Below are 24412 nucleotides of genomic sequence, written 5' to 3'. Positions count from 1 at the left end.
AAGGGTCGCGCGCTGCTTAGCCTGCTGAACGGCAGGGTCCTGTTTCTGTCGGTTCGTCCGAAGGGGCAGAGTACATGTACTCCCGCAGAAATTCCGTGCTGGCGCTCGAACCCGCCCTCCCCGACGGTCCGCACCTTCCGCCGGGCCAGGCCCCGACACCGCTGGTGGGCCGGGAGACCGACATCCGCGAACTGGGCGCCAGGCTGACCGATCCGCACATCCGCCTGGTCACCGTCACCGGCCCGGTCGGCGTCGGCAAGAGCCGCCTGGCCGCGGCCGTTTTCGACGACGTCCTTTCCGAATTCCCCGACGGCGGGCGTTTTCTCAGCTCACCGACCGATCCGCAGGCCGATCCCGACGCGCTGGCACAGGGCGTGGTGCACGGCGTGCGGGATCGGCGTTTCCTGCTCGCCCTGGACCACTGCGAGCAGATCATGGACACGCTCCGGCAGGTGCTGCCCGGGCTGCTGGCGGCCTGCCCCCGGCTGACGGTCCTGGTGGCCGCCGACGAGCCGCTGGGCGTGTACGGCGAGAACCTGTACCGGCTCGGGCCGCTGGCGGTGCCGGAGTCCGCCGACGACCCGGCCCGGCTGCGCGATGTCCCGGCGGTCCGGCTGTTCCTGGAGCGGGCCCGGGCGGCGCGGCCGGACTTCGCGCTGACCGAGGACAACGCCGCCGCGGTGGCCGCGCTGTGCGCCCGCACCGACGGGCTGCCGCTGGCGATCGAGCTGGCCGCGGCGCGGATGAAGCTGACCTCTCCGCAGCGGCTGCTGGCCGAGCTGGAGGAGGACCTGGGCGCGCTGTCGGGCGGTCCGGGCGACTGCGCGTCCCGGCACCACTGCATGCGGGCGGCGATCGAGTCCCGGCTGGCGCGGCTGGAGGAGGAGGACGCGGCGTTCCTGCGCCGGCTGGCGTGCTTCCACGGGCCGTTCGGGCTGGATTCGGCGGTGGACCTGGGCGGCGCCCCGCCCGCCCGGGCCCGCCGGATCCTGGAACGGCTGGTGGACCGCAACCTGCTGCAGGCCCAGGAGTGCCCCGATGGCGAGATCGGCTTCCAGATGCTGGGGCTGATCCGGCGGCGGCTGCTGGAGGCGATCCCCCCGCGGGAACGGGACCGCCTGATGCGCGAGCACGCCGAGCACTTCGCCGGCGTCGTCAAGGCCGCGCAGGACGGGCTGTCCGGGGCCGAGCAGGCCCGCTGGCTGGACATGCTGGCGCAGGTGCATCCCGACCTGATGGCCGCGCTGCGCCTGCTGACCTCCACCGGCGAGAACGCCGAGGCGGTGGCGCTCACCCTGGCGCTGCGCCGGCACTGGCTGATCAACGGCCGGCTCCGCGACGGCGTGCACTGGCTGTCGGAGGGACTGGCCACCGGCGCGCTCCCCCGCCACCTGGGCACCGGCGCGCAGCGGCTGCTCGGGGAGCTGCTGCTGTGGTCGGGCGAGCACCACGAAGCCCACCGGCGGCTGACCCAGGCCCGCGCGGCGTACCGGGAGATGCAGGACGACTCGGGCGCGGCGGCCTGCGAGCGGCTGCTGGGACTGCTGGCCTGCCATCGGGGGGAGCTGGCGGAGGCCGGCCGGCTGTTGGAGGGGGCGGTGCGGGCGCTGCGCGACGCCGGGACCGCCAGGGGGCACGCGCTGGCGCTGCGCGACCTGGCCGAGTGCCGCCGGGCCCAGGGCCGGCCGGAGCAGGCCAGGGAGCTGGCCGAGCGGGCGCTGCACGTCTTCCTGCGGCAGGACGACACCCGCAACGTCGCGCTCACCCGCTGCCTGCTCGCGCACATCGCCGGCGACCGCGGCGAGGGTGAGGAGGCCGAGCGGCTGTACCGGCAGTCGCTGACCCGGCTGTGCGAGCTGGGCGACCTGCCGGCGTGCGCCGCCGGGCTGGAGCGGTACGTGCTGCTGCTGACCGCCCGGCACGGCCGGATGACCGAGTCCTGGCGACGGGCGGTGCGGGCGCTGGCGGCGGCGGACCGGCTGCGCACCGTCGTCGGCTGCCCGTCCCCGCAGCCCGCCGCGCTGGACGGCACGCTGGCGCAGGCGCGGTCACGGCTGGGCGAGGAGGCGTTCGAGGAGGCGTGGCGGGCCGGCCGGTCCGCCGAGCCGGGCGACGTGGTCGCCGAGACGCTGGCCCCGCTGCGCGGCCGCCGGCCGGCCCGGGTCCGCCCGGCCGACACCCCGCTGACCGAACGCGAACTGGAGGTGGCCGAGCTGGTCGCCCGCGGCCTGACCAACCGGGAGATCGCCCGCCGGCTGGGCATCGCGGAGTGGACCGTGGTCAACCATCTCCGCAAGATCATGCGCAAGCTGGACTGCTGTTCCCGGGTCCAGGTGGCGAGCTGGATGACCCGGCTGCTGGGCGAGGCCGACCCGGCCGCCTAGCCGCCGCACCCGGCCCGGCACCGGCGCACCACCCGTCCCGGCGCCCCGACCGAGGAAGGAGGTGGAGCATGCCCGGTCCCCAGGATCCGTTCCAGTACGGCGAGAACGGTCAGATGTGGGGCTGACAAGAGTCGGCGCCCGTCCCCGGTCGCGCACCGGGGCCGGGCGCCTTCCGGCCGGGCCGGCCCGTCACCAGCCCAGGTACAGCAGGTTGGCCACGACCGTGCAGGCCACGGTGACGCGGAAGGTCACCACCCCGCGCCGGCGGGCCACCAGCGGGTCCCCGGTGCGCAGGAACGAGCCGTACTGCCGCAGCCGCAGCGCCGCCGCCGGGGCCAGCGCCGCCGCGAACCACCACGGCCCCCAGCCGGTCACCGAGGGCAGCGCGATGAGCAGCAGGTTGGCCGCCGTCAGCGCGCCCAGGAAGATCCGGTTCCCGCGCGGCGAGGTCAGCACCGCCACGGTGCGGCGGCCGACCGCGGCGTCCCCCTCGATGTCGTTGGTGTTGGAGTAGGCGCCGATCAGCAGCTGGCCGAACCCGAACAGCAGCGCCTCGACCAGCAGCAGCCCGGGCAGCTCGCCGGCGGCCAGCCCGTAGGGCACCACCACGAACCCGGCCGGGGACAGCAGCAGCAGCGCCTCGCCGAGCCCCCGGTAGCTCAGCCGCAGCCCCCAGGAGTACTGCACGCTCAGCGTCAGCAGCAGCGCGGCCGTCACCAGCACCCAGGCGGGCCGGTGCGGCGCCACCGCGGCGGCGACGATCCACCACAGCGCGCCCCACACGATGGCCAGATGGCCGAACCGCAGCGCCTGCTGGACCGTCAGCGCCCCGGTCAGCAGCGGCTTGCGGCGCAGCGGGCGCAGCTCGGTGGCCGATCCGCCGAGGTAGTTCGCCTGGTCGCTGCCGTCGCGGACGCCGTTGACGTCGTCCAGCGTCATCACGGCGGCCAGCACCCCGGTCTGTCCCAGCCAGTACAGCACCAGCGTGCCCAGCACCACGCCGTCCAGGCGGGCGTCGGGCCGCAGCGCCGTCCAGGCGACGACGAGGGCGAGATAGAAGTCCAGCACGAATTCGAACTTGGCGAGCCGGGCGTAGCTCACCACGGTCTTGAGCAGGCCGGGCGACGCCCGGACCCCGGTGTTCGCAGCCATCTCGACTCCCGACAATGACCTGGGCCGATGCGGTGACCAGCGGGTTCCGGCCGCGAGGCTACCCAGCCGGACGACGTCGGGAAATAGCAATTTCTGGGTGCTATCGGCATGCCGGACAGTGCTCCGGTCTTCGAGGTCGGCGCGAGGGAGCGTCCCAGGGCGCGGGCGGTTCCCCAGCGCGAAACTGTGCTCATCGTGCGCCTGCGGAGGGACCGTAAGACCCGTCGCCTGACGGCGATGGGCAGGACCCGGTGAAACAGGAAGCCACCAGAGGTGCCGCAACCGCGGCACGGACTGAACCCGGCCTCTGAACCGGGAAGCACGTCAAATCCAGCCGTTCTCCTTGGCCAGCAGCGCGGCGTGGAAACGGTTGGCGGCGCCGAGGCGGCCCATCAGGTCGGCGACGTGCCGCCGGAAGGTGCGCACCGAGATGTTGAGCTGCCGGGCGGCGGCCTCGTCCTTGTCGTGGCTGGCCAGCGCCCGCAGCACGGCCCGGTCGTGCTCGCTGATCTGCGGCCCGCCGCCCTCGCGGGCGGCCAGGTACTCCTTGAGGTCGCGGGCGGCGTCCCAGGTGGTGTAGAAGTGCGCGACCATCTGGGCCACCAGGCCGGGCTCGCGCACCAGCAGCGCGCCCCGCCAGGCCCGCGCCGGGTCCACCGGCACGACCGCCACCGCCCGGTCGTACACCAGCAGCCGGTTGATCCGGTCCTCGGTGATCCGGATCTGGCTGCCCATCGCGCTCAGGTCGTGCAGGTAGTCGCAGACCTCCTGGTCGTTGAGGACCCGGGCGTGGAACACCGAGCGCAGCGTGATGCCGCGGCGCAGCGAGCGCATGTCGGGGCCGCGCGCCGCCTCGATGGCGCCGGCCGCCATCGGGCCGCCCGGCTGCAGGCACAGCGTCTCCCGGCTGGCGTAGAAGGCCAGGTCGTCGATGCGCTGCCGGACCCGGGCCAGGCCGTCCACCCGCTCTATGTCGGGGACCGGCCGGGCGTTGGCGCCCTGCCGGAAGTCGCGGTGGAACGAGCCGATCGCGGCGCGCGCGGCCAGCGTCCGGCGCACCTCCTCGTGCAGTTCCTCCAGCCGGTCGCCGATGAGACGTTCCAAACCGACGGCGGGATCGGTCAGGTGCACCCCGGAGCCGTCCACGGTCAGCAGCGCCAGTTCCGCCAGCCGGGCCACCGCCGCCCGCACCGCCTCGAGCGGCATCGCCAGCTCGGCCGCCACCGCGGCCGGGTCCTGGTCGGGGTGCCGGAGCAGATGCCGGTAGACCTGCTCGACCTCGGCGGAGATGCCCAGGCAGTCGAGATCCATCCGGCCTCCCCGAGATCGATCACCCGGCCCGGCGCGATCCTCGTCCCGGCCGACCCGTGAGATTTTACGCGGATATTAAGCTCTATTACAGCTATCGATCTCACGGCCCGGTCACCGCCCGAACAACGGTCCGCCCTTTTCGGCAAAGAACGTTGGACCGTTCCGACCTGGCACCGCTCCGGGCATTGCGCCTTTTCGCCGCGCCACCGGGATCGGCCCGGCGGGCGGCCGCCGGCGCACGACCACCCGGTCATCAGGAAGGGACGCCACGGCCACCGCGTTCACCAGGCGGAATGGCGTTGAAAATTCATTTTTCAATGGTTCCGCCGAGCCCCGCGGCACGACCTGACACACTCCCGCCGCCGGGCGGGCGCCGGCGGCCGGGGCCCGGCCACAATCGGCTGACATGCACGCCGCCTACATCGAACGCTTCGGCCCGCCGGACGTCATCCGGTACGGCCCGCTGCCCGATCCGCGTCCCGGTCCCCACGACGTGCTGGTCGAGGTGACGGCCGTCGCGGTCAACCACGTGGACACGTTCGTGCGCTCGGGGGCCTGGCGCACCGAGGTCCCCTTCCCGTTCGTGATCGGCCGCGACCTGGTCGGCACGGTCGTCGAGGCCGGCCCCGGCGCGCCCGGGTTCGCGCCCGGCGACCGCGTGTGGTGCAACAGCCTCGGCCACGCCGGACGGCAGGGCGCCGCCGCGGAACTGGCGGTGGTCCCGGCGGACCGGCTGTACCGCGTCCCGGACGGGGCCGACGACGCCGAACTGGTGGCCCTCGCCCATCCCGCCGCCACCGCGTACCTGGCGCTGTTCACCCACGGCCGGGTCCGCGCCGGCCAGAACGTCGTGGTGGTCGGCGCCGCCGGGAACGTGGGCAGCGCGCTGGTGACCATGGCCGCCCAGGCGGGCGCGCACGTCGTCGCGGTCGCCCGCGCCGAGCACGCCGACTCCGTCCGGTCCCGGGGCGCCGCCGAGGTGGTCGACTACCGCGACCCCGACGCGGCCGAACTGATCCGCAAGGCGTCCGGGCCGGACGGGGTGGACCTGTACCTGGACACCGCCGCGCGCAACGACCTGACCACGGCGGTGGACCTGCTCGCCAAGGGCGGGCGGATCGTCGTGCTGTCGGGCATGCGCACCCGCCCGGTGCTGCCGGTCGGGCCGCTCTACCTGAAGAACTGCTCGGTGGCCGGGTTCGCCATCTCGCAGGCCACCACCACCGAACTGGCCGAGGCCGCCGCGCACATCGGCCGGCTGGCGGCCGCCGGGACGCTGCGCCCGCCCGGGGTGGAGCGGCTGCCGCTGAGCGCCGCCGCCGACGCGCACCGCCGGGTGGAGTCCGGCGAGGCCACCGGCCGCAAGCTGGTCCTGCTGCCGGGCCTGGACCGCTCGACCTGACGAACCATCGCCGCGCCGATTGGCCGCCCCCGGGACCCCGTTCAGGATCTGGGCCATGAGCACTTCCATCATCGACAGCTCACCGCTTTTCGAGCTCAGCGCCGACATCGTGGTGAACGCCACCCCCGAGCAGGTCTACGCCGTGGTCAGCGACCTGCCGCGCAGTGGCGAATGGAGCCCCGAGTGCCGGGGCGGGGAGTGGGTCTCCGGGGAGCCGGCCACCGTGGGGGCGGTCTTCCGGGGCCGCAACGTCCGCAGCGAGGACGTGGTGGCCTGGGCGCCCCTGGTGCGCGGCACCTGGTACACCGAGGCCCGGGTGGTCGCCGCCGAACCGGGCCGCACGTTCCGCTGGATGATGCTCTCGCACGCCGGCGCCGACCAGGAGAGCATCTGGGGCTTCGACATGGCGCCGGCCGAGGGCGGCTGCCGGCTGACCCACCACTTCCGGATGGGCAAGGCCACCGTCGGCATCCGCAAGATCGTCAAGGACCTGGACGAGCCGCAGCGCAAGCAGTTCATCGTGGACTGGACCGCCAAGCTGGAGGGCGACCTGGCGGAGACGCTGCGGGCCATCAAGAAGGTCATCGAGGGGTCGTGACCGCCCGGGCGCGGCACCGCGTCCCCTGACACCCGCGGAAGGGCACACACATGTTCCTGCAGCGCATCTTCAACCGGGGAATCCGGCTGGGCACGCTGTTCGACCGCGCCGCGGCCCGGCACCCGGCGAGCCCGGTCGTGCTGGACCACGACCTGGACGTCGCCCCCGAGGTGGGGCGGCGGCTGACCCTCACCGAGGTGGCCGACCTGGTCGACGACCTGGCCTCCCGGCTGTGGGCCGCCCGGGTCCGCCCCGGGCAGCACGTGGTCGTGCACAAGAGCAACAACTTCGACATCTCACTGCTGGCCTGCGCGCTGGCGCGGATCGGGGCGGTGCCGGCGCTGCTGTCGCCGAAGCTGGACGGCTGGACGGTCGCCCAGCTGCTGCGCCGGTTCAACCAGCCGTACCTGATCACCGACCAGGCCAAGCTGGACACCGAGCTGACCGCCGAGGTCTTCGAGCTGTCCGAACGGGTGCTGCTCGCCTCCGGCAGCCATCCCGACGCCACCGAGCTGGCGTCGCTGGCCGGGGCGGCCCGGGTCGCCCCGGTCACCATGCCCCCCGACCACCCGACCCTGATCACCCACACCTCGGGGACGACCGGCATCCCCAAGCTGGCGGTGCACACCGGCCGCACCTTCCAGGCCCGCTACCGCCCGCAGGCGACGGTGGTGAAGCTGGGGGTCGGCAGGCGGGAGCCGGTCGCCGTCCACGTGTCGTTCGTGCACTCGCGGATGTACACCGCCATGCCGATCTCGGTGCTGCAGGGACACCCGCTGATCGTGCTCCGCGAGGACGACCCGGAGACGGTGGCCGACCTGTTCGCCCGGATCCCGCCGGGGTTCATCGAGGCGCACCCCAACACGTTCCTGCGCTGGGAGGTGCTGGCCGACGACCCGCGCGGGCCGCTGGCCAACGTCAAGTACTTCAGCAGCACCTTCGACGCCATCCACCCGCGCACCGTGCACAAGATGCTGGCCGCCTCGCGGCGGCGCAACCCGATGTTCGCCCAGGCGTACGGGCAGAGCGAGGTCGGCCCGATCGCCGCCCGCACCTACAGCCGGCGGCGCTCCCCCGACGCCGACGGCCGGTGCGTGGGCGTGCCGTTCCCCGGCATGACCGACGTGCGGGTGGTCAGCCGCGACGGCCGCCGGCCGACCCGCAGCAACCCCGGCTACATCGAGGTGCGCAGCGACGGGCGGATCGTGACCTACCTCGGCGAGCACGAACGCTGGGAGAAGCAGGCCAAGGGCGACTGGTGGCGGATGGGCGACCTGGGCTACCGCACCCGCTGGGGATGCCTGCACCTGCTGGACCGCGAGGTCGACGAGATCGAGGGCATCGACAGCACGCTGGAGCTGGAGGACAAGCTGTTCCTGCGGCTGCCGGAGCTGGTCGAGGTGGTGATCATCCCCGACGAGAACGGCCGTCCGCTGCCCGTGGTGGCCACCCGCGACGACAAGCCGCTGGACCGGACGGCCTGGGAGGCCGCCGTGCGGGACCTGCCGCCGCTGGCCGAGCCGGTCCAGTTGCGGCACGACGAGCTGCCGCAGACCGCCACCACCAAGATCAAGAGGTTGGAGCTGGCCAGGACGCTGCGGGCCGCCGGCCAGGCGGGCTGACCCGCCGGACGGCCCGCGGCCACGACCGCGAACCCGGCCGGACCCGACCTGACCAGGCCAGGAAGGAGTTGCACACGTGCTGGACACCCAGGAGCTCACCACGCCGGACACGCTGCCGGAGGAGTTCGTCACCAGGTTCCGCGAGCAGGGCTTCGTGCACGTGCCGAACGTGCTGACCACGGAGGAGATCGCGGAGTTCCGCGCGGAGGCGCAGCGGCTGCTGACGAACGAGGACAAGAAGACCTGGGACATGGGCGACGGCGCGATCGCCCTGGACTGGGTCGCCGACGCGCACCGGGTCAGCGAGATCATGCGGCGGCTGGCCGCGCACCCCCGGGTCGCCGGCATCGCCGAGCGGCTGGCCGGCGGCCCGCTGCGGCTGTTCAAGAGCGAACTGCTGCGCAAGGAGGGCAAGGCGGGCACCACCATCACCCCGCCGCACGCCGACCGCAGCATCCTGCCGTTCACCAGCCCGACGGGGGCGCTGACCGCGTGGGTGCCGCTGATGGACGTGCCGGTGGAGCGGGGCTGCATGAGCTACATCCCCGGCTCGCACACCCGGCCCGAGAAGCCGGAGGCCGGGCCCGACGCCGACGAGTACCCGCTGGAGCACTGGCCGGAGCTGGTGTGGCAGCCGCGGATCACGGTCCCGGTCCGCGAGGGCGGCGTCAGCTTCCACCACTGGCGGACCGTGCACGTGGCGGGCGTCAACGAGACCGACCAGCCCCGGGTGGCGCTGGCCACCATCTACATGGGCGCCGACGCCACCTACGTGCCCAACCCCTACTACCGCGAGCTGTACGCCGAGGACCCCGACCTCGGCGGGCTCGACGAGGGGGCTCCGCTGCAGGGCGACCGGTTCCCCCTGGTCGGCACCGGCCAGGGCTGATCATCCCTCCGCGGCGGCCGGCGGTGGCGCACCGCCGGCCGCCGCGCCCGTGAAGGCGGCGAGCTGCTCGCCGGGCCCGGTGTCCCGGCCGCGGGCCAGCTCGGCCGCGAAGACCTCCTCCCCCAGCGCCCGCCGCGCCGCCGCCGCGATCCGGTCCACCTCGGAACGTTCGGCGGGCGGCAGCGGCGCGCCCACCGCCTCCCTGGTCGCGGCGGCGGTGCCGAGCAGGCGGGCCGCGTGGGCGTGGTCACCGGCGCGCGCCCGCACACCGGCCAGCCCCTCCAGGGCCAGCGCGACCGCGCGGGGGTCGCCGGTGGCCCGCGCGGCGGCGCTTCCCTCCAGGTGCAGGGCCAGCGCCTCGTCCACATCGCCCCGCCGCTCGGCCAGGAACCCCAGGTCGGCCAGGGTCTGGGCGATCCCGGGCTCGTAGCCGATCCGGCGGTAGCCGTCGAGGGCCTCGCGCAGGTGCCGTTCGGCCAGGTCGGTGTCGCCCCGCCGGCGGGCCACGGCGCCCAGCCCCGCCACGGCGACGATCTCCCAGAACCGGTTGGACTGCTCGGCGGCCATCCGCCGGGCCCGCCCGTACAGCTCGGCGGCCCGCGCGGGGTCGCCGGTCAGCAGCGCGATCCGGCCGAGCCCGGCCAGCTTGACCGGCACGTCGGTCCACAGCCCCAGCTCCTCGGCGATGGCCAGCCCGTCCCGGTGCAGCCGCGCGGCCTGCGCGTAGTCCCCGGTGATCTCGGCGAGCTCGGCGAGGTTGTCGGTGGCCTGCAGCTGCCCCCAGCGGTCGCCGAGGGCGCGGAACAGCTCGTGGCTGCGCTCGGCGTCGCGGCGCAGCGCCGCCAGGTCGCAGCGGACCAGCGCGTACCATCCCAGCGTCCACAGCGCCGCCGCCTCCCCCCACCGGTCGCCGAGGGCGCGGAAGTCGGCCAGCGCGCGGGTCGCCACCCGTTCCCCGGCCGTGCGGTCGCCGAAGTTGAACAGCGCGGCGCCCAGGAACCAGTGCGCCCTGGCCAGCCGGACCGGATCGCCGTCCCGCCGCTCGTACGGCGGGGGCAGCCGCACCGCCTCCCCGGTCATCAGCCCGACCCCGGCCCGCCAGGCCGCGGCCTCGGCCGCCGCCCCCGGCGGGCCGTCCAGCGCCAGCGCCCGGTCCAGCGACCGGGCGGCCTCCCGCAGCCGGCCGCGCAGGATCCAGTACCAGGCCAGCGCGTTGACCAGGCGCAGCGCCGAGTCCGCGGCCCCGTCCCGGACCGCCCCGTCGAGCGCGGCGCGCAGGTTGGCGGTCTCGGCGTCCAGGACCGCCAGCCAGCGCCGCTGCCCGTGGCCGCGCAACTGCGGTTCGGCCTCCTCGGCCAGCGCGGTGTAGTGACGCAGGTGGCGGGCGGTCGCCCGGTCCAGCTCGCCGGCCTCGCGCAGCCGTTCGGTGCAGTACGCCGCGACCGTCTCCAGCAGCCGGTAGCGGGGGCCGTCCGCCCCGTCGGTCACCGCCACCAGCGACCGGTCCACCAGCCTGGCCAGCAGCCCGGGGACCTGCCCGGCGGCCACCGGCGCGCCCGCGCAGGTCCGCTCGGCGGCGTGCAGGGTGCAGCCGTCGGCGTGCACGGCCAGCCGGCGCAGCACCGCGCGTTCGGCGTCGCCCAGCGGCTCCCAGCTCCAGTCGATCATCGCCCGCAGCGTGCGCTGCCGGGGCGGAGCCGCCCGCCGGCCCGAGTCCAGCAGCCGGAACCGGTCGTCCAGCCGGTGCGCCAGCTCGTGCACCCCCATCGCGCGGACCCGGGTGGCCGCCAGCTCCAGCGCCAGCGGGATGCCGTCCAGCCGGCGGCAGATCGCCGCGACCGCCGCGGCGTTGCCCGCGTCGAGGGCGAATCCGGGCGCCGCCGCCGCGGCCCGCGCCGTGAACAGCCGCGCCGCCGCCGACCCGGCCACCGCCGCCGGGTCCGCGTCCGGGGCGGGCACCCGCAGCGGCGCCACCACCTCCACCTGCTCGCCGGGGATGCCCAGCGGCACCTGGCTGGTGACCAGGATCCGCAGGTCCGGCGCGTACTGCAGGAGGAACTCGGCCAGCTCGGCGGCGGTGTCGGCGACATGCTCGCAGTTGTCCAGCACCAGCAGCGACCGCCGGGCGCGCAGCGCGCCCACCAGCCGGTCGCCCGGGCCGCCGGGCCGGGTCCGGCCGGGCGCGTCGCGCAGGCCCAGGACGGTCGCCACGGCCTCCTCCAGCGCCGCCCGGTCGGCCGAGGCGCCCAGCGTCCCCAGCTCCACCAGGTGAACGCCGTCGGGGAACGCCTCGCCCTGCCGCCGGGCCACCTCCACGGCCAGCCGGGTCTTGCCCACCCCGCCCGGGCCGGTCAGCGTCACCAGCCTGCCCCGGGCCAGCAGCGCGTCCACCCGTTCCAGCGCGTCCTCCCGGCCGATCAGGTCGGTGAGCGGCGCGGGCAGCCCGGCGCGCCGGGGGGCGGGCGGCGGCCGCGGCGTCGTGTCCTCGCGCAGCACGGCCTCGTGCACCGCCGCCACCTCGCGGCCCGGATCCAGGCCCAGCTCGTCCCGCAGCCGCTCGCGCAGCTCCCGGTACACCTCCAGCGCCCGGCTGCGCCGCCCGGCCCGGTGCAGCGCCAGCATGTACGCCGCGTGCAGGCGCTCCCGCAGCGGATGCTCGGCCACCAGCGCGCCCAGCTCGTCGGCCAGCGCGGCGTGGTCGCCGGTCTCCAGCCGCGCCTCGGCCCACTCCTCCAGGACGGTCAGCCGCCGCTCCTCCAGCCGGGTGATCTCCGCCCGGGCGAAGCCGCGGTCGGCGAAGTCGGCGTAGGCCGCGCCGCGCCACAGCGCCAGCGCGTCGGCCAGCAGCGCCGCGCGCTCCCGCGGATCGGCGGTCTGGCGGGCCCGGTCGGCCAGGGCGGTGAACCGGCCGGCGTCGACCGCGTCCGCGTTCACCCGCAGCAGGTAGCCCGGCGGCCGGGAGGCCACCAGCTCCCGGCCGCCCGGCTCGGCCCGTTCCAGCGCCCGCCGCAACTGCCAGATCTTGGTGTGCAGCGCGCCGGACGGGTTGCCGGGCGGCGCGCCCTCCCACAGGTCCTCGGCCAGCCGGTCCGCCGACACCGGCCGCCCCGCGTGCACCAGCAGGTCGGCCAGCAGCGCGCGCACCGTCGCCCCCGGAACGTCGACCGGCCGGCCGTCGGTCGTCCACACGCCGAGCGGGCCGAGCACACCGAACCGCATGGCGCCACCGTAGCCCAGTGCCGTGAGCGGGCTGTGAGACGGCTGTGAGACGGCCCCGGCAGGCTGGTCACGGATCCGCCCGGCCGGCTGGACCCTGCCTCGACGCGGCCGGCGGCCACAGGTGTTGTGAAGGGCTTCCGTCGTTCAGCGTCGAGAGGAGGTCACTGCGATGTCCGCGAACGCCACCGCGGCGTCCCCCGTGCGGGCGGGGCCGCGCGAATGGCTCGGGCTGGCGGTGCTCACCCTGCCCATCCTGCTGATCGCCATGGACAACACGGTGTTGTTCCTGGCGCTCCCGCACATCAGCGCCGACCTGGACGCCAGCGGCGTGCAGATGCTGTGGATCCAGGACGTCTACGGGTTCGTGGTGGCCGGATTCCTGATCACCATGGGCACGCTGGGCGACCGGATCGGCCGCCGCCGGCTGCTGCTGATCGGCGCGGCGGCGTTCGGCGTCGCCTCCATCGTCGCCGCCTACTCCACCAGCGCCGAGATGCTGATCCTCACCCGCGCCCTGCTGGGCGTGGCGGGGGCCACGCTGGCGCCGTCCACGCTGGCGCTGATCCGCAACATGTTCCCGGACGCCCGGCAGCGCACCGCGGCGATCTCCATCCTGATGACCTGCTTCATGCTGGGCGCCACGGTCGGCCCGGTGGTCGGCGGGGCGCTGCTGGAGCACTTCTGGTGGGGCTCGGCGTTCCTGATCGGCGCGCCGGTGATGGTGCTGACGCTGGTGCTGGGGCCGGTGCTGCTGCCGGAGTACCGCGACCCGCGGGGCGGCCGGCTGGACCTGTTCAGCGTGGCGCTGTCGCTGGCGGCGATCCTGCCGGTCATCTACGGCATCAAGGAGATCGCCGAGGACGGGCTCGCGGCCGTGCCGGCGGCGCTGATCGTGGTCGGCGCGGTGTTCGCGGCGCTGTTCGTGCGCCGGCAGAACCGGCTGGCCGCGCCGCTGCTGGACCTGCGGCTGTTCCGGGTCCGGGCGTTCCGCGGGGCGCTGGGCACGCTGCTGGCCGGCCAGTTCATCTGGGGCGGCGTCTTCCTGCTGCTGTCGCAGTACGTGCAGCTCGTGCTGGGCGAGTCGCCGATCGGCACCGGCCTGTGGCTGCTGCCGGCCACGATCGTGATGGCGGCGGCCGCGCTGGTGGTGCCGGGCCTGGCCGCCCGCCACCGGCCGGACCTGGTCATCGCCGGCGGGCTGCTGGTCGCCGCCGCCGGGTTCGTGCTGCTGGGCCTGCTGGACGCCGGGTCCGGGCGCGGGCTGCTGGTGGCCGGGATGGTGCTGGCCTTCGGCGGGCTGGCCCCGCTGATGCTGCTGACCACGGACATGGTGGTGGCCTCCGCGCCGCCGGAGAAGGCCGGCTCGGCGGCGGCCATGTCGGAGACCAGCAGCGAGTTCGGGATCGCGCTGGGCATCGCGGTGCTGGGCAGCGTCGGCGGCGCGGTCTACCGTGCCGGACTGGACGGCTCCCTGCCGGCCGGCCTGCCGGAGCGGACGGTCGAGGCCGTCCGTGACAGCCTGGTGGAGGCCGCCGCGGCGGCCGAGCGGCTGCCCGGCGCGCTGGGCGACCAGGTGCTGGACGTCGCCAGGGAGGCGTTCACCGGCGGGCTCAACGCGACCGCCCTCACCGGCGCGGTGCTCGCGGTGGGCGTGGCGGCGGCGGTGGTGCGGCTGCTGCGCGGCGTGCGCCCCGCCCCGGAGGGCCAGGACGAGGACGCCGCGGACCGGCCGGACGGCGTGCCGGCGCACAACTGACGACGGGAGGCGGTCGTGTCGACGCGGATGAGCGTCCAGGAGCGGGAACGGTTCCTGGCGGACGTGCACGTCGGGGTGCTGAGCGTGGCCGACGTCGACGGCCGCGGGCCGCTGGTGGTGCCGATCGGCTACGACTACGAGCCGGGCGGCGAGATCCGCTTCTCCACCGGCGCCCGCAGCCGCAAGATGGAGCTGATCCGGGCCGCGGGCCGGGTGGGCTTCCTGGTGCAGACCGAGGAGATGCCCGTCCGGTACGTCTCGGTCGAGGGCCCGGTCGTCGCCGAGGAGCCGGTGGACCCCGACGAGCAGCTCGCCAGGTCCATCAAGTACCTGGGGCCCGAGGAGGGCCGGGCCTGGTTCGAGGCCACCAAGGGCACCCTGGCCGACATGGTGACCGTCCGGGTCCGCCCGGAACGCTGGCGCACCTACGACTCCTCCCGGGGGTGACCCCGCAGCCGTGAAGGCCCGCGCCCGCCGGGGCGTCCCGGCGGGCGCGGGCCTCGCGGTCGTGGTGCGGCGCCCGCCGGGAGTCCGCGGCGGGGCGTCCGGCTCAGGAGGCCGGGTCGCGGCGGGTGGGCCGCCAGCCCCGGCGGCGGCCGGCGGGGATGACGACGCCGGCGGCTATGGCGGTGGCGGCCAGGGCCAGGGCGCCGCCGGCCACGGACAGGGCCAGGTTGCGGGTGAAGGCGTCCTCGGGTTCGGGGCGGGCGATGGAGACGGTGCGGGGCCGGGTGGTGGGGATGACGCCGCGGGACTCGCCCTCGAGGACGGCGGTGACGGCGTAACCCGGGTTGACCATGCCGCCGCCGGTGCCGGTCACGGTGCCGCCGTCGGCGGTGAGCTCGAGACGGCGCTTGACCTGCCGGTAGTTCAGGCGGGGATAGTACGAGCGGACCAGGGCGGCGACGCCCGCCACGTAGGGGGCGGCGAAGCTGGTGCCGCTGTCGCTCTTGTAGGTGCCGCCCGGCCAGGTGGTGATGATGTTCTCGCCGGGGGCGATCACGCTGACCGGGGTCTTGGCGTTGGAGAACTGGGCCAGGGAGCCCTCCGGGCCGATCGCGCCGACCGAGACGACGCCCTCGTAGGCGGCGGGGTAGGCGGCGGTGGCGGTGCCGCGCTGCTCGTCCTGGATGTTGCCGGCGGCCGCGACGATCAGCGCGTCCTTGCTCTGGGCGTACTCCACGGCCTCCTGCAGGAACCGGTAGTTGGGGGTCTGCGAGGAGACGTTGATGACCTTGGCGCCCATGTCGGCGGCCTTGCGGATGCCCTCGGCGGTCCAGCGGGGGTCGTTGTCGGTACGGCCCACCGCCGCCTTGATGGAGATCAGCTTCACCCCGGGGGCCACCCCCAGGAACGGGATCCGCTGGTGGCGCATGTCCCGGGCGGCGATGATCCCGGCCGCCTCGGTGCCGTGCCCGACGCAGTCCTGCAGGCCGCTGCCGGTGACGTCGACGCTCTCGGCGACCTTCCCCCGCAGTTGCGGATGGGAGGTGTCGACGCCGCTGTCGACGATGGCGACGGTGACGCCCCCGCCCTTGGTCTGCTGCCACACGTCGGTGAAGCCGAGCCGCTGCTGGGCCCACGGCTCGCCCTGGATCTGGCTGGCCGGGCTGCCCTGCTCGAGCTGGCAGTTGCTCTGCTGCCGGGGGCGCTGCGGCTGGGGCGCCGGGCGGGCGGACCGGGTCGGCTTGGCCTTGGCCGTCCGGGTCGGCGACGGCGAGGGGGCGGCCGCCGCCATTCCGGTGGTCGTGAGCTGTGCGGCCAGCAGCACCGTCGTGCACCATGCCACCCGTCGCGCGAGCAAGCCCCGATCCCTTCCCGAAAACGTCCCCGAATGCAGGGTCGTAGCAGACTCTAGAGCATTACCGGCCACCCGGGCATATCCCCGGAAAGGCCGGATGAGGCCTGTCCGATGGCCGATGCCGGCCGGGCCCATTTCACCGGGCGGGCGTTTTCCCGCACGCCGCGTTCCGGCGGAAAACACCGGGCCCCGCCGCCCGGAGGTCCGGGGGCGGGGCCCTGGTCGGGCGTTCCGCCGGATCAGATGGCGACCTCGACGGCGGCCACCTCGCCGGTCTTGGCGGTCACCGCGGTGTCCACGCTCACGCCGCCGGCGGCCAGCACGCGCACGGTCCACTCGCCGTCGGCGGCGAAGAAGCGGAACACGCCCTCCTCGCCGGTCACGACCTCGGCGGTGAACTCGCCGGAGGAGTCCAGCAGCCGGGCGTAGGCGTTCGGCACCGGGACGCCGCCGCGGGTGACGGTGCCCTGGATGACCGCCTCGTTGGCCAGGTCGACGGTCGCGGGCAGGTGGGCGGTCTGGGCGGGCGCTGCGCAGCCCTGGGTCATGGGTGTCTCCTGCTCTCGAAGTTCGTCGGATGAGGGGGACGACGCCGCGCCCCCGCCGCTTACTTGGGCTCGCCCAGCTCGATCGGGACGCCGACCAGCGAGCCGTACTCGGTCCAGGAGCCGTCGTAGTTCTTGACGTTCTCCAGGCCCAGCAGCTCGCGCAGCGCGAACCAGGTGTGCGAGCTGCGCTCACCGATCCGGCAGTAGGCGATGGTGGGCTTGCTGAAGTCGACGCCCGCCTCCTCGTAGAGGGCGCGCAGCTCCTCGTCGGACTTGAAGGTGCCGTCGTCGTTGGCCGCCTTGGACCACGGGATGCTGCGGGCGGTCGGCACGTGGCCGGCGCGCTGCGCCTGCTCCTGCGGCAGGTGGGCGGGCGCCAGCAGCTTGCCGGAGAACTCGTCGGGCGACCGCACGTCGATCAGGTTGTGCTTGCCGATGGCGTCCACGACCTCGTCGCGGAACGCGCGGATCGACAGATCCTGCTCCTTGGCCCGGTACTCGGTGCGCGGGCGCTCGGGCACCTCGGTGACCAGCTCGCGGGAGTCCAGCTCCCACTTCTTGCGGCCGCCGTCCAGCAGCTTGACCTTCTCGTGGCCGTACAGCTTGAAGTACCAGTACGCGTAGGCCGCGAACCAGTTGTTGTTGCCGCCGTACAGGATGACCAGGTCGTCGTTGGCGATCCCCTTGCGGGACAGCAGCTCCTCGAACCCGGTCTTGTCGACGAAGTCGCGCCGCACCGGGTCCTGCAGCTCGGTCTTCCAGTCGATCTTCACGGCGCCACGGATGTGGCCCTTGTCGTAGGCGGACACGTCCTCGTCCACCTCCACCAGGACCAGGCCCGGGTCGTCGAGGTGGGCCTCCACCCAGTCTGCGTCCACCAGGACGTCGGAGCGGCTCATGCTGGAACCTCCCTGTCGGAGCGGTTGTTGGGAATCACGCGACGGATCAGCAGATACATTTCGCAGCCGAGGCAGAACCCGAACGCCGCGTTCAGGAACGCCGCCCCCAGCGCGAAGGCGGTGGCACCGATGCCGAGCCACTCCGTCCCCAGGGCGTATCCGGCCACTCCCACCGCGGCGAAGACCAGCCCGACGCCCTGCGCGAAGCGCGGCGGGGCCTGGTCCTCGAGCTCGGCGGGCGGCCCGATCCGAGGCCTGACCAGGACCTGGTAGAGGATGCCGTACGGGGAGAACCGCAGGCCGATCAGGGCTCCGATGGCGAACACCACGGCCTGGGCGGCGAGCAGTGCCCAGCTCCCGGTCACCAGCACGAGCACCAGGACGAACGTGGTGATGCCCGCGGCCACACGCTGCCCGCGCGGATCAACCTGCATCAGGGTGCTCCAGGTGCTGAGACGTGGTCCGAGCTGGGGAACTCAGAGGGGCTCTGAAAAAGGGCTCGATGCCTCAGACCATGCGACAGAGCGAGGCGGACACGCGGCAGAAGTCGACCGCGCGACGCTTCGTGAGCATCTGCTCTGTCCAGTAACGCACGAGTTGATGGTAAGCGCTGTCTCGAGAGATGTCACATCTGTCTCGAGCGGCGAGACGGATGTCTTGCCGCAACGACACCTTCCGCCGTGCGGACCGCCGGGGGTCAGTCGATCGCCTCGCCCAGGGCGGCGATCACGTCGGGCTTGCGGGGGGCTCCCGCGGCGCGCCGCACCACCCGCCCGGCGGCGTCCAGGACCAGGACCGTGGGGGTGCGGACGACGCCCGCCCGGCGCACCAGGTCCAGGCGGGACTCGGCGTCGATCTCGATGTGGGCGACGCCGTCGACCATGGCGGCCACCTCCCCCAGGATCCGCCGGGTGGCCCGGCAGGGGGCGCAGAACGCCGTGGAGAACTGCACCAGCGTCGCCCGCTCGCCCAGCTCCGCGCCCAGGTCCGCGGCGGTCAGCCGGTCGCCGTCCAGCACGTCGCCCTTCCCTTCGCGCAGCCGCCCGTCACGGTGCCGGCGCCACAGCCCGAACACCGTCGCCGCCAGCAGCACCACGGCCGCGACCAATGCACCCGTCATCGTGCCGACACAACCCTCCGGCCGCCTTCTTTCTTCCCGCCGGGCGTCCTCCCGCTAGGCGGGGATCCTCAGGAGGGTCTCGCCGTCCTCGGTGACCACCTCGAAGGCCGTGATGTGGTCGCGCCGGAACATCGAGGAGCCGACGTGGGGATAGCTGCGGTAGGCGATCTCCCAGCTGCCCATGGAGTCGCGGCGGCCGTGGCGGTCGACGGCCTCGAGCCGGCAGCGGCTGCCCAGGGGGACGCCCTCGAGGCGGAGTTCGGCCTGGGTGCCGGACTTCTTGGTCCTGACCAGGAGGGTGGCGGAGATGCCCGTCCTGGGATCGGCCGCCGACAGCTCCTCCTCCGGGACCGGGTAGGAGTGCCCGCTGGAGGTGGGGGTCGGCGGCCGGGCGGCCCTGTCGGGGGAGCCTCCGAAGCGGTCACCCAGGAAGCCGCCGAAGAGGGCCAGGACCAGGACGACCACGGCGGCCGCGGCGACCAGCGGGGCCCAGCGGCCCGGACGGTCGAGCCGGCGGAACGGGGTGCGGCGGCGTTCGGCCGCGGCGGCGGCCAGCAGCGGCTCCAGGAGGTCGTCGGGGGGCTCGGCGAGGGCGGCGAGCTGGTCGGGGGCGACCCGGCCGAGCAGGGCGGGCAGGCCGGCCAGGCCGGCCAGCTCGTCGCGGCAGGCCGGGCACTGGGTCAGGTGGGCGTCGACGGCGGAACGTTCGGCGGGGTCGATGGCCCCCAGCACGTACACGCCGAGGGAGAGGCGGACCTCGTCACAGGTCATGGTCATGGCGCCAACCCCCGCTCCTCCAGGGCGAGCCTCAGCGCGCGCAGCGCGTAGTAGGTGCGCGACTTGACGGTGCCGGGCGGGATGCCCAGCACCCGGGCGGCCTCGGCCACCGAACGGCCCCGGTAGTAGGTCTCGAGGATCACCGCGCGGTGCGCCGGGCTCAGGTCGGCCAGGGCCTCGGCGACCGTCCAGGACTCCAGCGCCCGGTCCAGGTCGTCCTCGGCGGGCAGCGGGGCCTGCTCGCTCAGGCCGGTCTCGGGGGGCCGGGACTGCCGGGCGCGGTGGGCGTCGACGGCGAGGTTGCGGGCGACGGTGAACAGCCAGGGGCGGACCGGCCGGCCGGTGAGGGCGTCGGGATGCCGCCAGGCGCGCAGCAGCGTCTCCTGGACGATGTCCTCGGCCTGCTGGCGGTCGCCCTGGGTCAGCCGCAGGGCGTAGCCGAGCAGCGGGCCGCCGTGCTCGGCGTACAGCGCCCGCAGCAGGCGTTCGTCGGCGGTCGGTCCCACGTCGATGACACGTACGCCTTCTCCGTCCGGTTCAGCGGACGCCCGGGGGAATGCTCACAGACCGCCCAGGTGGACGTTCCGTGCGGTGGCGGTCACCCGCAGTCCCTCCGGGGTGACCCGGATGTCGGTGAGGCGGGCGGCGATGGGCAGGCGCTGCACGGGCACGGTCCACGACAGCCGCTGCCGGACCAGGTTGACCGGGATCCGCAGGCCGCCGGTGGCGACGGACCGCGGGACGACCCGCACGCCCTCGGGGGTGGCCTCGACGGAGACCACGGCGGTGCCGTTCACCGGGAGGCCGCCCAGGGTGCCCGACAGCTCGACCTCCAGGTCCTCGCCCTTGGCGCGGATGCCCCTGACCTGGTCGGGGGCGTTCCGCCGCATGAGCTCGTACGGCAGGATCGCCGAGGCCGTCGCGGTGCCCGCCACGACGTTGCTGGTGACGCCGTTCATCAGGTCGCCGAGGGGCGCCCGCAGGTCGCGCATCTCGACCCGGACGTCCTGGACGGTGACGTCGCGCTGGGTGAACTCGCGGATGCCGACCTCGATGCGCCGGTACTCGCCGCCGATCGCCTGGGTGAGGAACGGGACGCCGTGGATGGTGACGTCGGGCCGTTCGGTCAGGTCGTACTGGGCGGCGACCTCGGCGGCGATCCGGTCCTCGGCGATCCGGACGCCGATCCGGTCGGCCGCGACCAGCCCCACGACCAGCACGATCACCAGAGCGACCAGAACCTTGCGCATGTCGATCTCCCTCACGCCCGCGTGCCCGCAAACCCTAGCCGGGCCGGTCGCCGGGCTTCACCTGTTGGACCGCGGCGACCGGCCGGCAGGTTCGCGAACCGGGCGAAAAGGTGTGAGATCAGCCACCCGCGAACGGCGGGAGCACCTCGATGACCGCGCCGTCGCGCAGGGCGACGGAGTCGTGCGGGCGGGTGCCGACGGGAGTCCCGTCGACCAGGAACGAACTGCGCGCCACGACGCGGGCGAACTCCGCGTCCCTCGCCGCACCGGCGCTGTGCAGCGCCTCGGCCAGCGTGGCCGCCTCGTACGGCTCGGACTCCACGCCCGCGGCGGCGCGCGCCGCCGCCCAGTACCTGATCGTGCCCCTGGCCATGTGTTCCAGGATCTCATCCGCGCGACGGCGTGAACCGGACGGACACGGGCCATTGCCCCGTTCGCCGCCTCGGATATGCTCGTCTCGAAGGATCCGGGCGATGAGGCCCCCGGATCCTCTACGTCTTTTATGGGCGGGAGGCGGCCCTTTGAGCAGCTTGCTCTTGCTCACCAACGCGCTGGAGCCCTCCGACGAGGTCCTCCCCGCGCTGGGATTGCTGTTGCACTCGATCCGCGTCGCTCCGGCGGAGGCCTCCGCCCTGATCGACGCCCCTCCGGCCGATGTGGTGCTCGTCGACGCGCGGCGCGACCTGGTGCAGGCCAAGAGCCTGTGCCGGCTGCTGCGCACCACCGGGCTGGACTGCCCGCTGCTGGCGGTGGTCACCGAGGGCGGCCTGGCGGCGCTCAGCCCCGAGTGGGGGCTGGACGACGTGCTGCTGCAGGGCGCGGGCCCGGCCGAGGTGGAGGCCCGGCTGCGGCTGGCGATCGGGCGGGTGGCGGCCGGTGAGGCCGACGACGTGCCCGGCGAGATCCGCAGCGGGGACCTGACCATCGACGAGGCCACCTACACGGCGCGGCTGCGCGGCCGGGTGCTGGACCTGACGTTCAAGGAGTTCGAGCTGCTGAAGTACCTCGCGCAGCACCCGGGCCGGGTGTTCACCCGCGCCCAGTTGCTGCAGGAGGTGTGGGGCTACGACTACTTCGGCGGCACCCGGACCGTGGACGTGCACGTGCGGCGGCTGCGGGCCAAGCTCGGCGCCGAGTACGAGTCGCTGATCGGCACCGTGCGGAACGTGGGCTACCGGTTCGTCCCCGACCACCGGCCGGGCGAGTCGGAGGCCCGGGAGCCGGTCCGCTCCTGATCCGCGGGTTTCCGCGGGACGTTTTTGGAACGCTCCTTTGATCCCGGTGCGTCCGGTTCGCCGGGCCGACTAGGGTGGCCGGCATGGGCGAGCGCGACGTGCGTGACATGACCGCGGCGGACGGCCTGGCCGCGCCGCTGGTGGAGCGGGTCCTCGCGCTGGCGGAGGCCGCCGCCCGGCACGACGGGGTGGCCCCGCTGTCGGAGCAGGCGCTGCTGACCCTGCGCGCCGGGCGTTCCCACGCCCTGGTGCGCCTGGTGGACGAGACCGTGGTCGCCTACGCCCATCTGGATCCCGCCTCGGAGGAGGAGAGCGCCTCCGGGGAACTGGTCGTTCACCCCGGGCACCGCCGCCGCGGGCACGGCCGGGCGCTGCTGCGGGCGCTGCGGCGGGAGGCCGGCGGCCCGCTGCGGGTGTGGGCGCACGGCGACCTTCCCGCCGCCGCCGCGCTGGCCGAGGCGGAGGGCCTGACGAGGGTACGGGTCCTGCTGCAGATGCGGCGGCCGTTCGACGGCGTTCCGCTGCCCGAGGTGAGGCTCCCCGACGAGGTGCGGATCCGCACCTTCGAGGTCGGCCGGGACGAGGAGTCCTGGCTGCGGGTGAACGGCCGGGCGTTCGCCGACCATCCCGAGCAGGGCGCCTGGACGATCGAGGACGTGCGCGCCCGCCAGGCCGAGCCGTGGTTCGACCCGGCGGGACTGTTCCTGGCCGAACGGGACGGCCGGGTGATCGGCTTCCACTGGACCAAGGTGCACCCCGAACCGGTCGGCGAGGTGTACGTGGTGGGCGTGGACCCCGACGCCCAGGGCCTGGGGCTGGGCCGGACCCTCACCCTGGTCGGCCTGCACCACCTGCGGGAACGCGGGCTCCCGGCGGTGATGCTGTACGTCGACGAGGCCAACCGCCCGGCGGTCCGGCTCTACGAGTCGCTGGGCTTCGCCCGGCACGCCGTCGACGTCATGTACGGCACCCGCTGACCCGGGCCCCGCGAAGCGCAGGCCGGGCGTCCCGCCGCGCGCTCGCCTGACCTGCGGGGCGTCCCGCTGTGCGGTCTCCCAGACTTTTCACCCGCTGTGGTTGATCACGGTGACCAGCGGTGTTAACCGAGCATCCATCAGGAATCGACCCAACCTTCCCGGTGGTGCCCAATCCAGTTCACTCCTCGTTCACCTGGATCAGGGTGGCTATACACCTGGCCTGCCTAGCGTCGCCTGCGACGGTGATCCCAACGCCTCCTACGACTACGGGGATCCACCGCACGACGACCTAGAGGAGAATCCCCGGTGAAGAACGGCTCTCGGCTCGCCGCGCTCGGCGGCGTGTTCGTCGCGGGCGCGCTCGCGCTGTCCGCGTGCGGCTCCGACAACAACACGGGCGGCACCAGCGCCTCGAACGCGCCCAGCAACGTGGACTGCGTCAAGGGGACGGTGAACGCGGCCGGCGCCAGCTCACAGAAGAACGCCATCGAGGAGTGGAAGAAGCTGTACGCGCAGGCCTGCGCGGGCGCCACCCTCAACTACAACCCGGCCGGCTCCGGGGCCGGCATCCAGGCGTTCACCGCCGGGCAGGTGGCCTTCGCGGGCTCGGACTCCGCGCTGGACCCCGACGAGGCCGCCAAGGCGCAGCAGCGCTGCCAGGGCAACCCGGCTTGGAACCTTCCCATGGTGGTCGGCCCGGTCGCGGTGATCTACAACCTGCAGGGCGTGGACGGCCTGCAGCTCAAGCCCGCCACCCTGGCCGCGATCTTCGCCGGCAAGATCACCAAGTGGAACGACCCGAAGATCGCCGCGGACAACCCGGACGCGCAGCTCCCGGCCACCGACATCAAGCCGATCCACCGCGCCGACGAGTCCGGCACCACCGAGAACTTCACCGAGTACCTCGGTGCGGTCGCCAAGGACGAGTGGAAGTGGGAGGCCGAGAAGAAGTGGCCGACCGAGGCCGGCGGCCAGGGCGCGCCCAAGTCCGACGGCGTGGTGACCGTCCTCAAGCAGACCCAGGGCGGCATCTCCTACGTCGAGATGTCCTTCGCCAAGAAGAACAGCCTGCAGACCGCCAAGATCCAGAACGGCGCGGGTGAGTTCGTCGACGTCTCCGAGCAGAGCGTGGGCAACGCCCTGGACGGCGCCAAGCAGGTCGGCCAGGGCAACGACCTGGCGCTGGAGCTGGACTACAACGCCAAGACCCCGGGCGCCTACCCGATCTTCCTGGTCACCTACGAGGTCGTGTGCTCCAAGGGCCTGCCGGCCGAGCAGGCCGAGTTCGTCAAGGCCTTCCTGAAGTACACCGCCAGCGAGGACGGCCAGAAGGTGCTCTCCAACGTCGGATACGCCCCGCTGTCGCCGGGCCTGGCCGCCAAGGTCCGCACCGCCGTCGAGGCGCTGTCCTGACCGACGCCAGAACCGCCGCAGCAAGCCCCGCCACCGGCCGCACCGGTGGCGGGGCCGCT

The 24412-nt window shown here is 74.2% G+C and carries 23 protein-coding genes; 10 read left to right on the top strand and 13 right to left on the bottom strand.

Annotation, left to right across the window (positions count from 1 at the left end; genetic code table 11):
- Positions 1-74 precede the first annotated feature (74 nt).
- Positions 75-2384 (top strand): LuxR C-terminal-related transcriptional regulator, encoded by a 2310-nt coding sequence (locus tag HNR21_RS10105; protein ID WP_182704995.1) that lies wholly within the window; start codon positions 75-77, stop codon positions 2382-2384.
- A gap of 189 nt (positions 2385-2573) precedes the next feature.
- Here the strand turns inward: HNR21_RS10105 and HNR21_RS10100 are convergent, their stop codons facing one another.
- Together HNR21_RS10100 and HNR21_RS10095 are read right to left on the bottom strand one after the other, a co-directional pair.
- Positions 2574-3536, bottom strand: coding sequence for a UbiA family prenyltransferase (locus HNR21_RS10100; RefSeq protein WP_182704994.1), 963 nt, complete (start codon positions 3534-3536; stop codon positions 2574-2576).
- A gap of 324 nt (positions 3537-3860) precedes the next feature.
- Positions 3861-4847 carry a helix-turn-helix transcriptional regulator gene (locus HNR21_RS10095; protein ID WP_182704993.1) on the bottom strand — a complete coding sequence of 329 codons (987 nt, stop codon included), beginning with the start codon at positions 4845-4847 and terminating at the stop codon, positions 3861-3863.
- Positions 4848-5253: 406 nt separating this feature from the next.
- Between HNR21_RS10095 and HNR21_RS10090 the strand changes: the two genes are divergently transcribed.
- From HNR21_RS10090 to HNR21_RS10075, 4 genes are all read left to right on the top strand, one after another.
- Positions 5254-6249, top strand: a complete 996-nt coding sequence (locus tag HNR21_RS10090) for an NADPH:quinone reductase (protein ID WP_182704992.1) — start codon at positions 5254-5256, stop codon at positions 6247-6249.
- A 55-nt stretch (positions 6250-6304) separates the two neighbouring features.
- The gene (locus tag HNR21_RS10085; RefSeq protein WP_119726921.1) at positions 6305-6847 is read left to right on the top strand and encodes an SRPBCC family protein; all 543 of its coding nucleotides are present in this window, start codon (positions 6305-6307) and stop codon (positions 6845-6847) included.
- A 50-nt stretch (positions 6848-6897) separates the two neighbouring features.
- Entirely contained in the window at positions 6898-8469 is a 1572-nt protein-coding gene (locus tag HNR21_RS10080; protein WP_182704991.1) for a class I adenylate-forming enzyme family protein, read from the top strand.
- 76 nt (positions 8470-8545) lie between these two features.
- Complete coding sequence (locus HNR21_RS10075; protein ID WP_182704990.1) at positions 8546-9358, top strand: phytanoyl-CoA dioxygenase family protein; 813 nt, start codon at positions 8546-8548, stop codon at positions 9356-9358.
- On the opposite strand, the gene HNR21_RS10070 is transcribed toward HNR21_RS10075, so the two are convergent.
- On the bottom strand, positions 9359-12577 hold the full coding sequence (locus tag HNR21_RS10070; protein ID WP_182704989.1) for an AfsR/SARP family transcriptional regulator: 3219 nt from the start codon (positions 12575-12577) through the stop codon (positions 9359-9361).
- Positions 12578-12746: 169 nt separating this feature from the next.
- Between HNR21_RS10070 and HNR21_RS10065 the strand changes: the two genes are divergently transcribed.
- Together HNR21_RS10065 and HNR21_RS10060 are read left to right on the top strand one after the other, a co-directional pair.
- Positions 12747-14333, top strand: coding sequence for an MFS transporter (locus HNR21_RS10065; protein WP_182704988.1), 1587 nt, complete (start codon positions 12747-12749; stop codon positions 14331-14333).
- Between the two features lie 15 nt (positions 14334-14348).
- Positions 14349-14780 (top strand): pyridoxamine 5'-phosphate oxidase family protein, encoded by a 432-nt coding sequence (locus HNR21_RS10060; protein ID WP_312880961.1) that lies wholly within the window; start codon positions 14349-14351, stop codon positions 14778-14780.
- A 103-nt stretch (positions 14781-14883) separates the two neighbouring features.
- Here the strand turns inward: HNR21_RS10060 and HNR21_RS10055 are convergent, their stop codons facing one another.
- From HNR21_RS10055 to HNR21_RS10015, 10 genes are all read right to left on the bottom strand, one after another.
- On the bottom strand, positions 14884-16137 hold the full coding sequence (locus HNR21_RS10055) for a S8 family peptidase (RefSeq protein WP_182704987.1): 1254 nt from the start codon (positions 16135-16137) through the stop codon (positions 14884-14886).
- A gap of 236 nt (positions 16138-16373) precedes the next feature.
- Complete coding sequence (locus HNR21_RS10050; protein WP_119726914.1) at positions 16374-16682, bottom strand: DUF1416 domain-containing protein; 309 nt, start codon at positions 16680-16682, stop codon at positions 16374-16376.
- A gap of 59 nt (positions 16683-16741) precedes the next feature.
- On the bottom strand, positions 16742-17581 hold the full coding sequence (locus HNR21_RS10045; protein WP_119726913.1) for a sulfurtransferase: 840 nt from the start codon (positions 17579-17581) through the stop codon (positions 16742-16744).
- A complete protein-coding gene (locus HNR21_RS10040; RefSeq protein WP_182704986.1) occupies positions 17578-18015 on the bottom strand; it encodes a DUF4395 domain-containing protein in 438 nt (145 codons plus the stop codon). Before HNR21_RS10040 ends, HNR21_RS10045 begins: the two co-directional genes overlap by 4 nt.
- A 73-nt stretch (positions 18016-18088) precedes the next feature.
- Positions 18089-18154, bottom strand: coding sequence for a putative leader peptide (locus HNR21_RS36615; protein ID WP_376766623.1), 66 nt, complete (start codon positions 18152-18154; stop codon positions 18089-18091).
- A gap of 124 nt (positions 18155-18278) precedes the next feature.
- A complete protein-coding gene (locus tag HNR21_RS10035) occupies positions 18279-18701 on the bottom strand; it encodes a TlpA family protein disulfide reductase (RefSeq protein ID WP_182704985.1) in 423 nt (140 codons plus the stop codon).
- A 54-nt stretch (positions 18702-18755) separates the two neighbouring features.
- Complete coding sequence (locus HNR21_RS10030) at positions 18756-19478, bottom strand: anti-sigma factor family protein (protein ID WP_182704984.1); 723 nt, start codon at positions 19476-19478, stop codon at positions 18756-18758.
- The gene (locus tag HNR21_RS10025; protein WP_312880960.1) at positions 19475-19984 is read right to left on the bottom strand and encodes a sigma-70 family RNA polymerase sigma factor; all 510 of its coding nucleotides are present in this window, start codon (positions 19982-19984) and stop codon (positions 19475-19477) included. Before HNR21_RS10025 ends, HNR21_RS10030 begins: the two co-directional genes overlap by 4 nt.
- A gap of 54 nt (positions 19985-20038) precedes the next feature.
- Positions 20039-20728 carry an LmeA family phospholipid-binding protein gene (locus HNR21_RS10020; RefSeq protein WP_182704983.1) on the bottom strand — a complete coding sequence of 230 codons (690 nt, stop codon included), beginning with the start codon at positions 20726-20728 and terminating at the stop codon, positions 20039-20041.
- A 118-nt stretch (positions 20729-20846) separates the two neighbouring features.
- Positions 20847-21101: a MoaD/ThiS family protein gene (locus tag HNR21_RS10015; protein WP_182704982.1), complete on the bottom strand. Its 255-nt coding sequence runs from the start codon at positions 21099-21101 to the stop codon at positions 20847-20849.
- A gap of 148 nt (positions 21102-21249) precedes the next feature.
- Between HNR21_RS10015 and HNR21_RS10010 the strand changes: the two genes are divergently transcribed.
- The 3 genes from HNR21_RS10010 (at position 21250) to pstS (ending at position 24353) form a co-directional block, all read left to right on the top strand.
- Positions 21250-21963 (top strand): winged helix-turn-helix transcriptional regulator, encoded by a 714-nt coding sequence (locus HNR21_RS10010; RefSeq protein WP_119726906.1) that lies wholly within the window; start codon positions 21250-21252, stop codon positions 21961-21963.
- 83 nt (positions 21964-22046) lie between these two features.
- Positions 22047-22940 (top strand): mycothiol synthase, encoded by an 894-nt coding sequence (gene mshD / locus HNR21_RS10005; protein WP_182704981.1) that lies wholly within the window; start codon positions 22047-22049, stop codon positions 22938-22940.
- Positions 22941-23246: 306 nt separating this feature from the next.
- A complete protein-coding gene (gene pstS, locus HNR21_RS10000) occupies positions 23247-24353 on the top strand; it encodes a phosphate ABC transporter substrate-binding protein PstS (RefSeq protein WP_182704980.1) in 1107 nt (368 codons plus the stop codon).
- Positions 24354-24412 lie beyond the last annotated feature (59 nt).

The organism is Thermomonospora cellulosilytica, from assembly GCF_014138835.1.
Lineage (GTDB): Bacteria > Actinomycetota > Actinomycetes > Streptosporangiales > Streptosporangiaceae > Thermomonospora > Thermomonospora amylolytica.
This window is presented reverse-complemented; position numbering and strand designations above follow the sequence as displayed.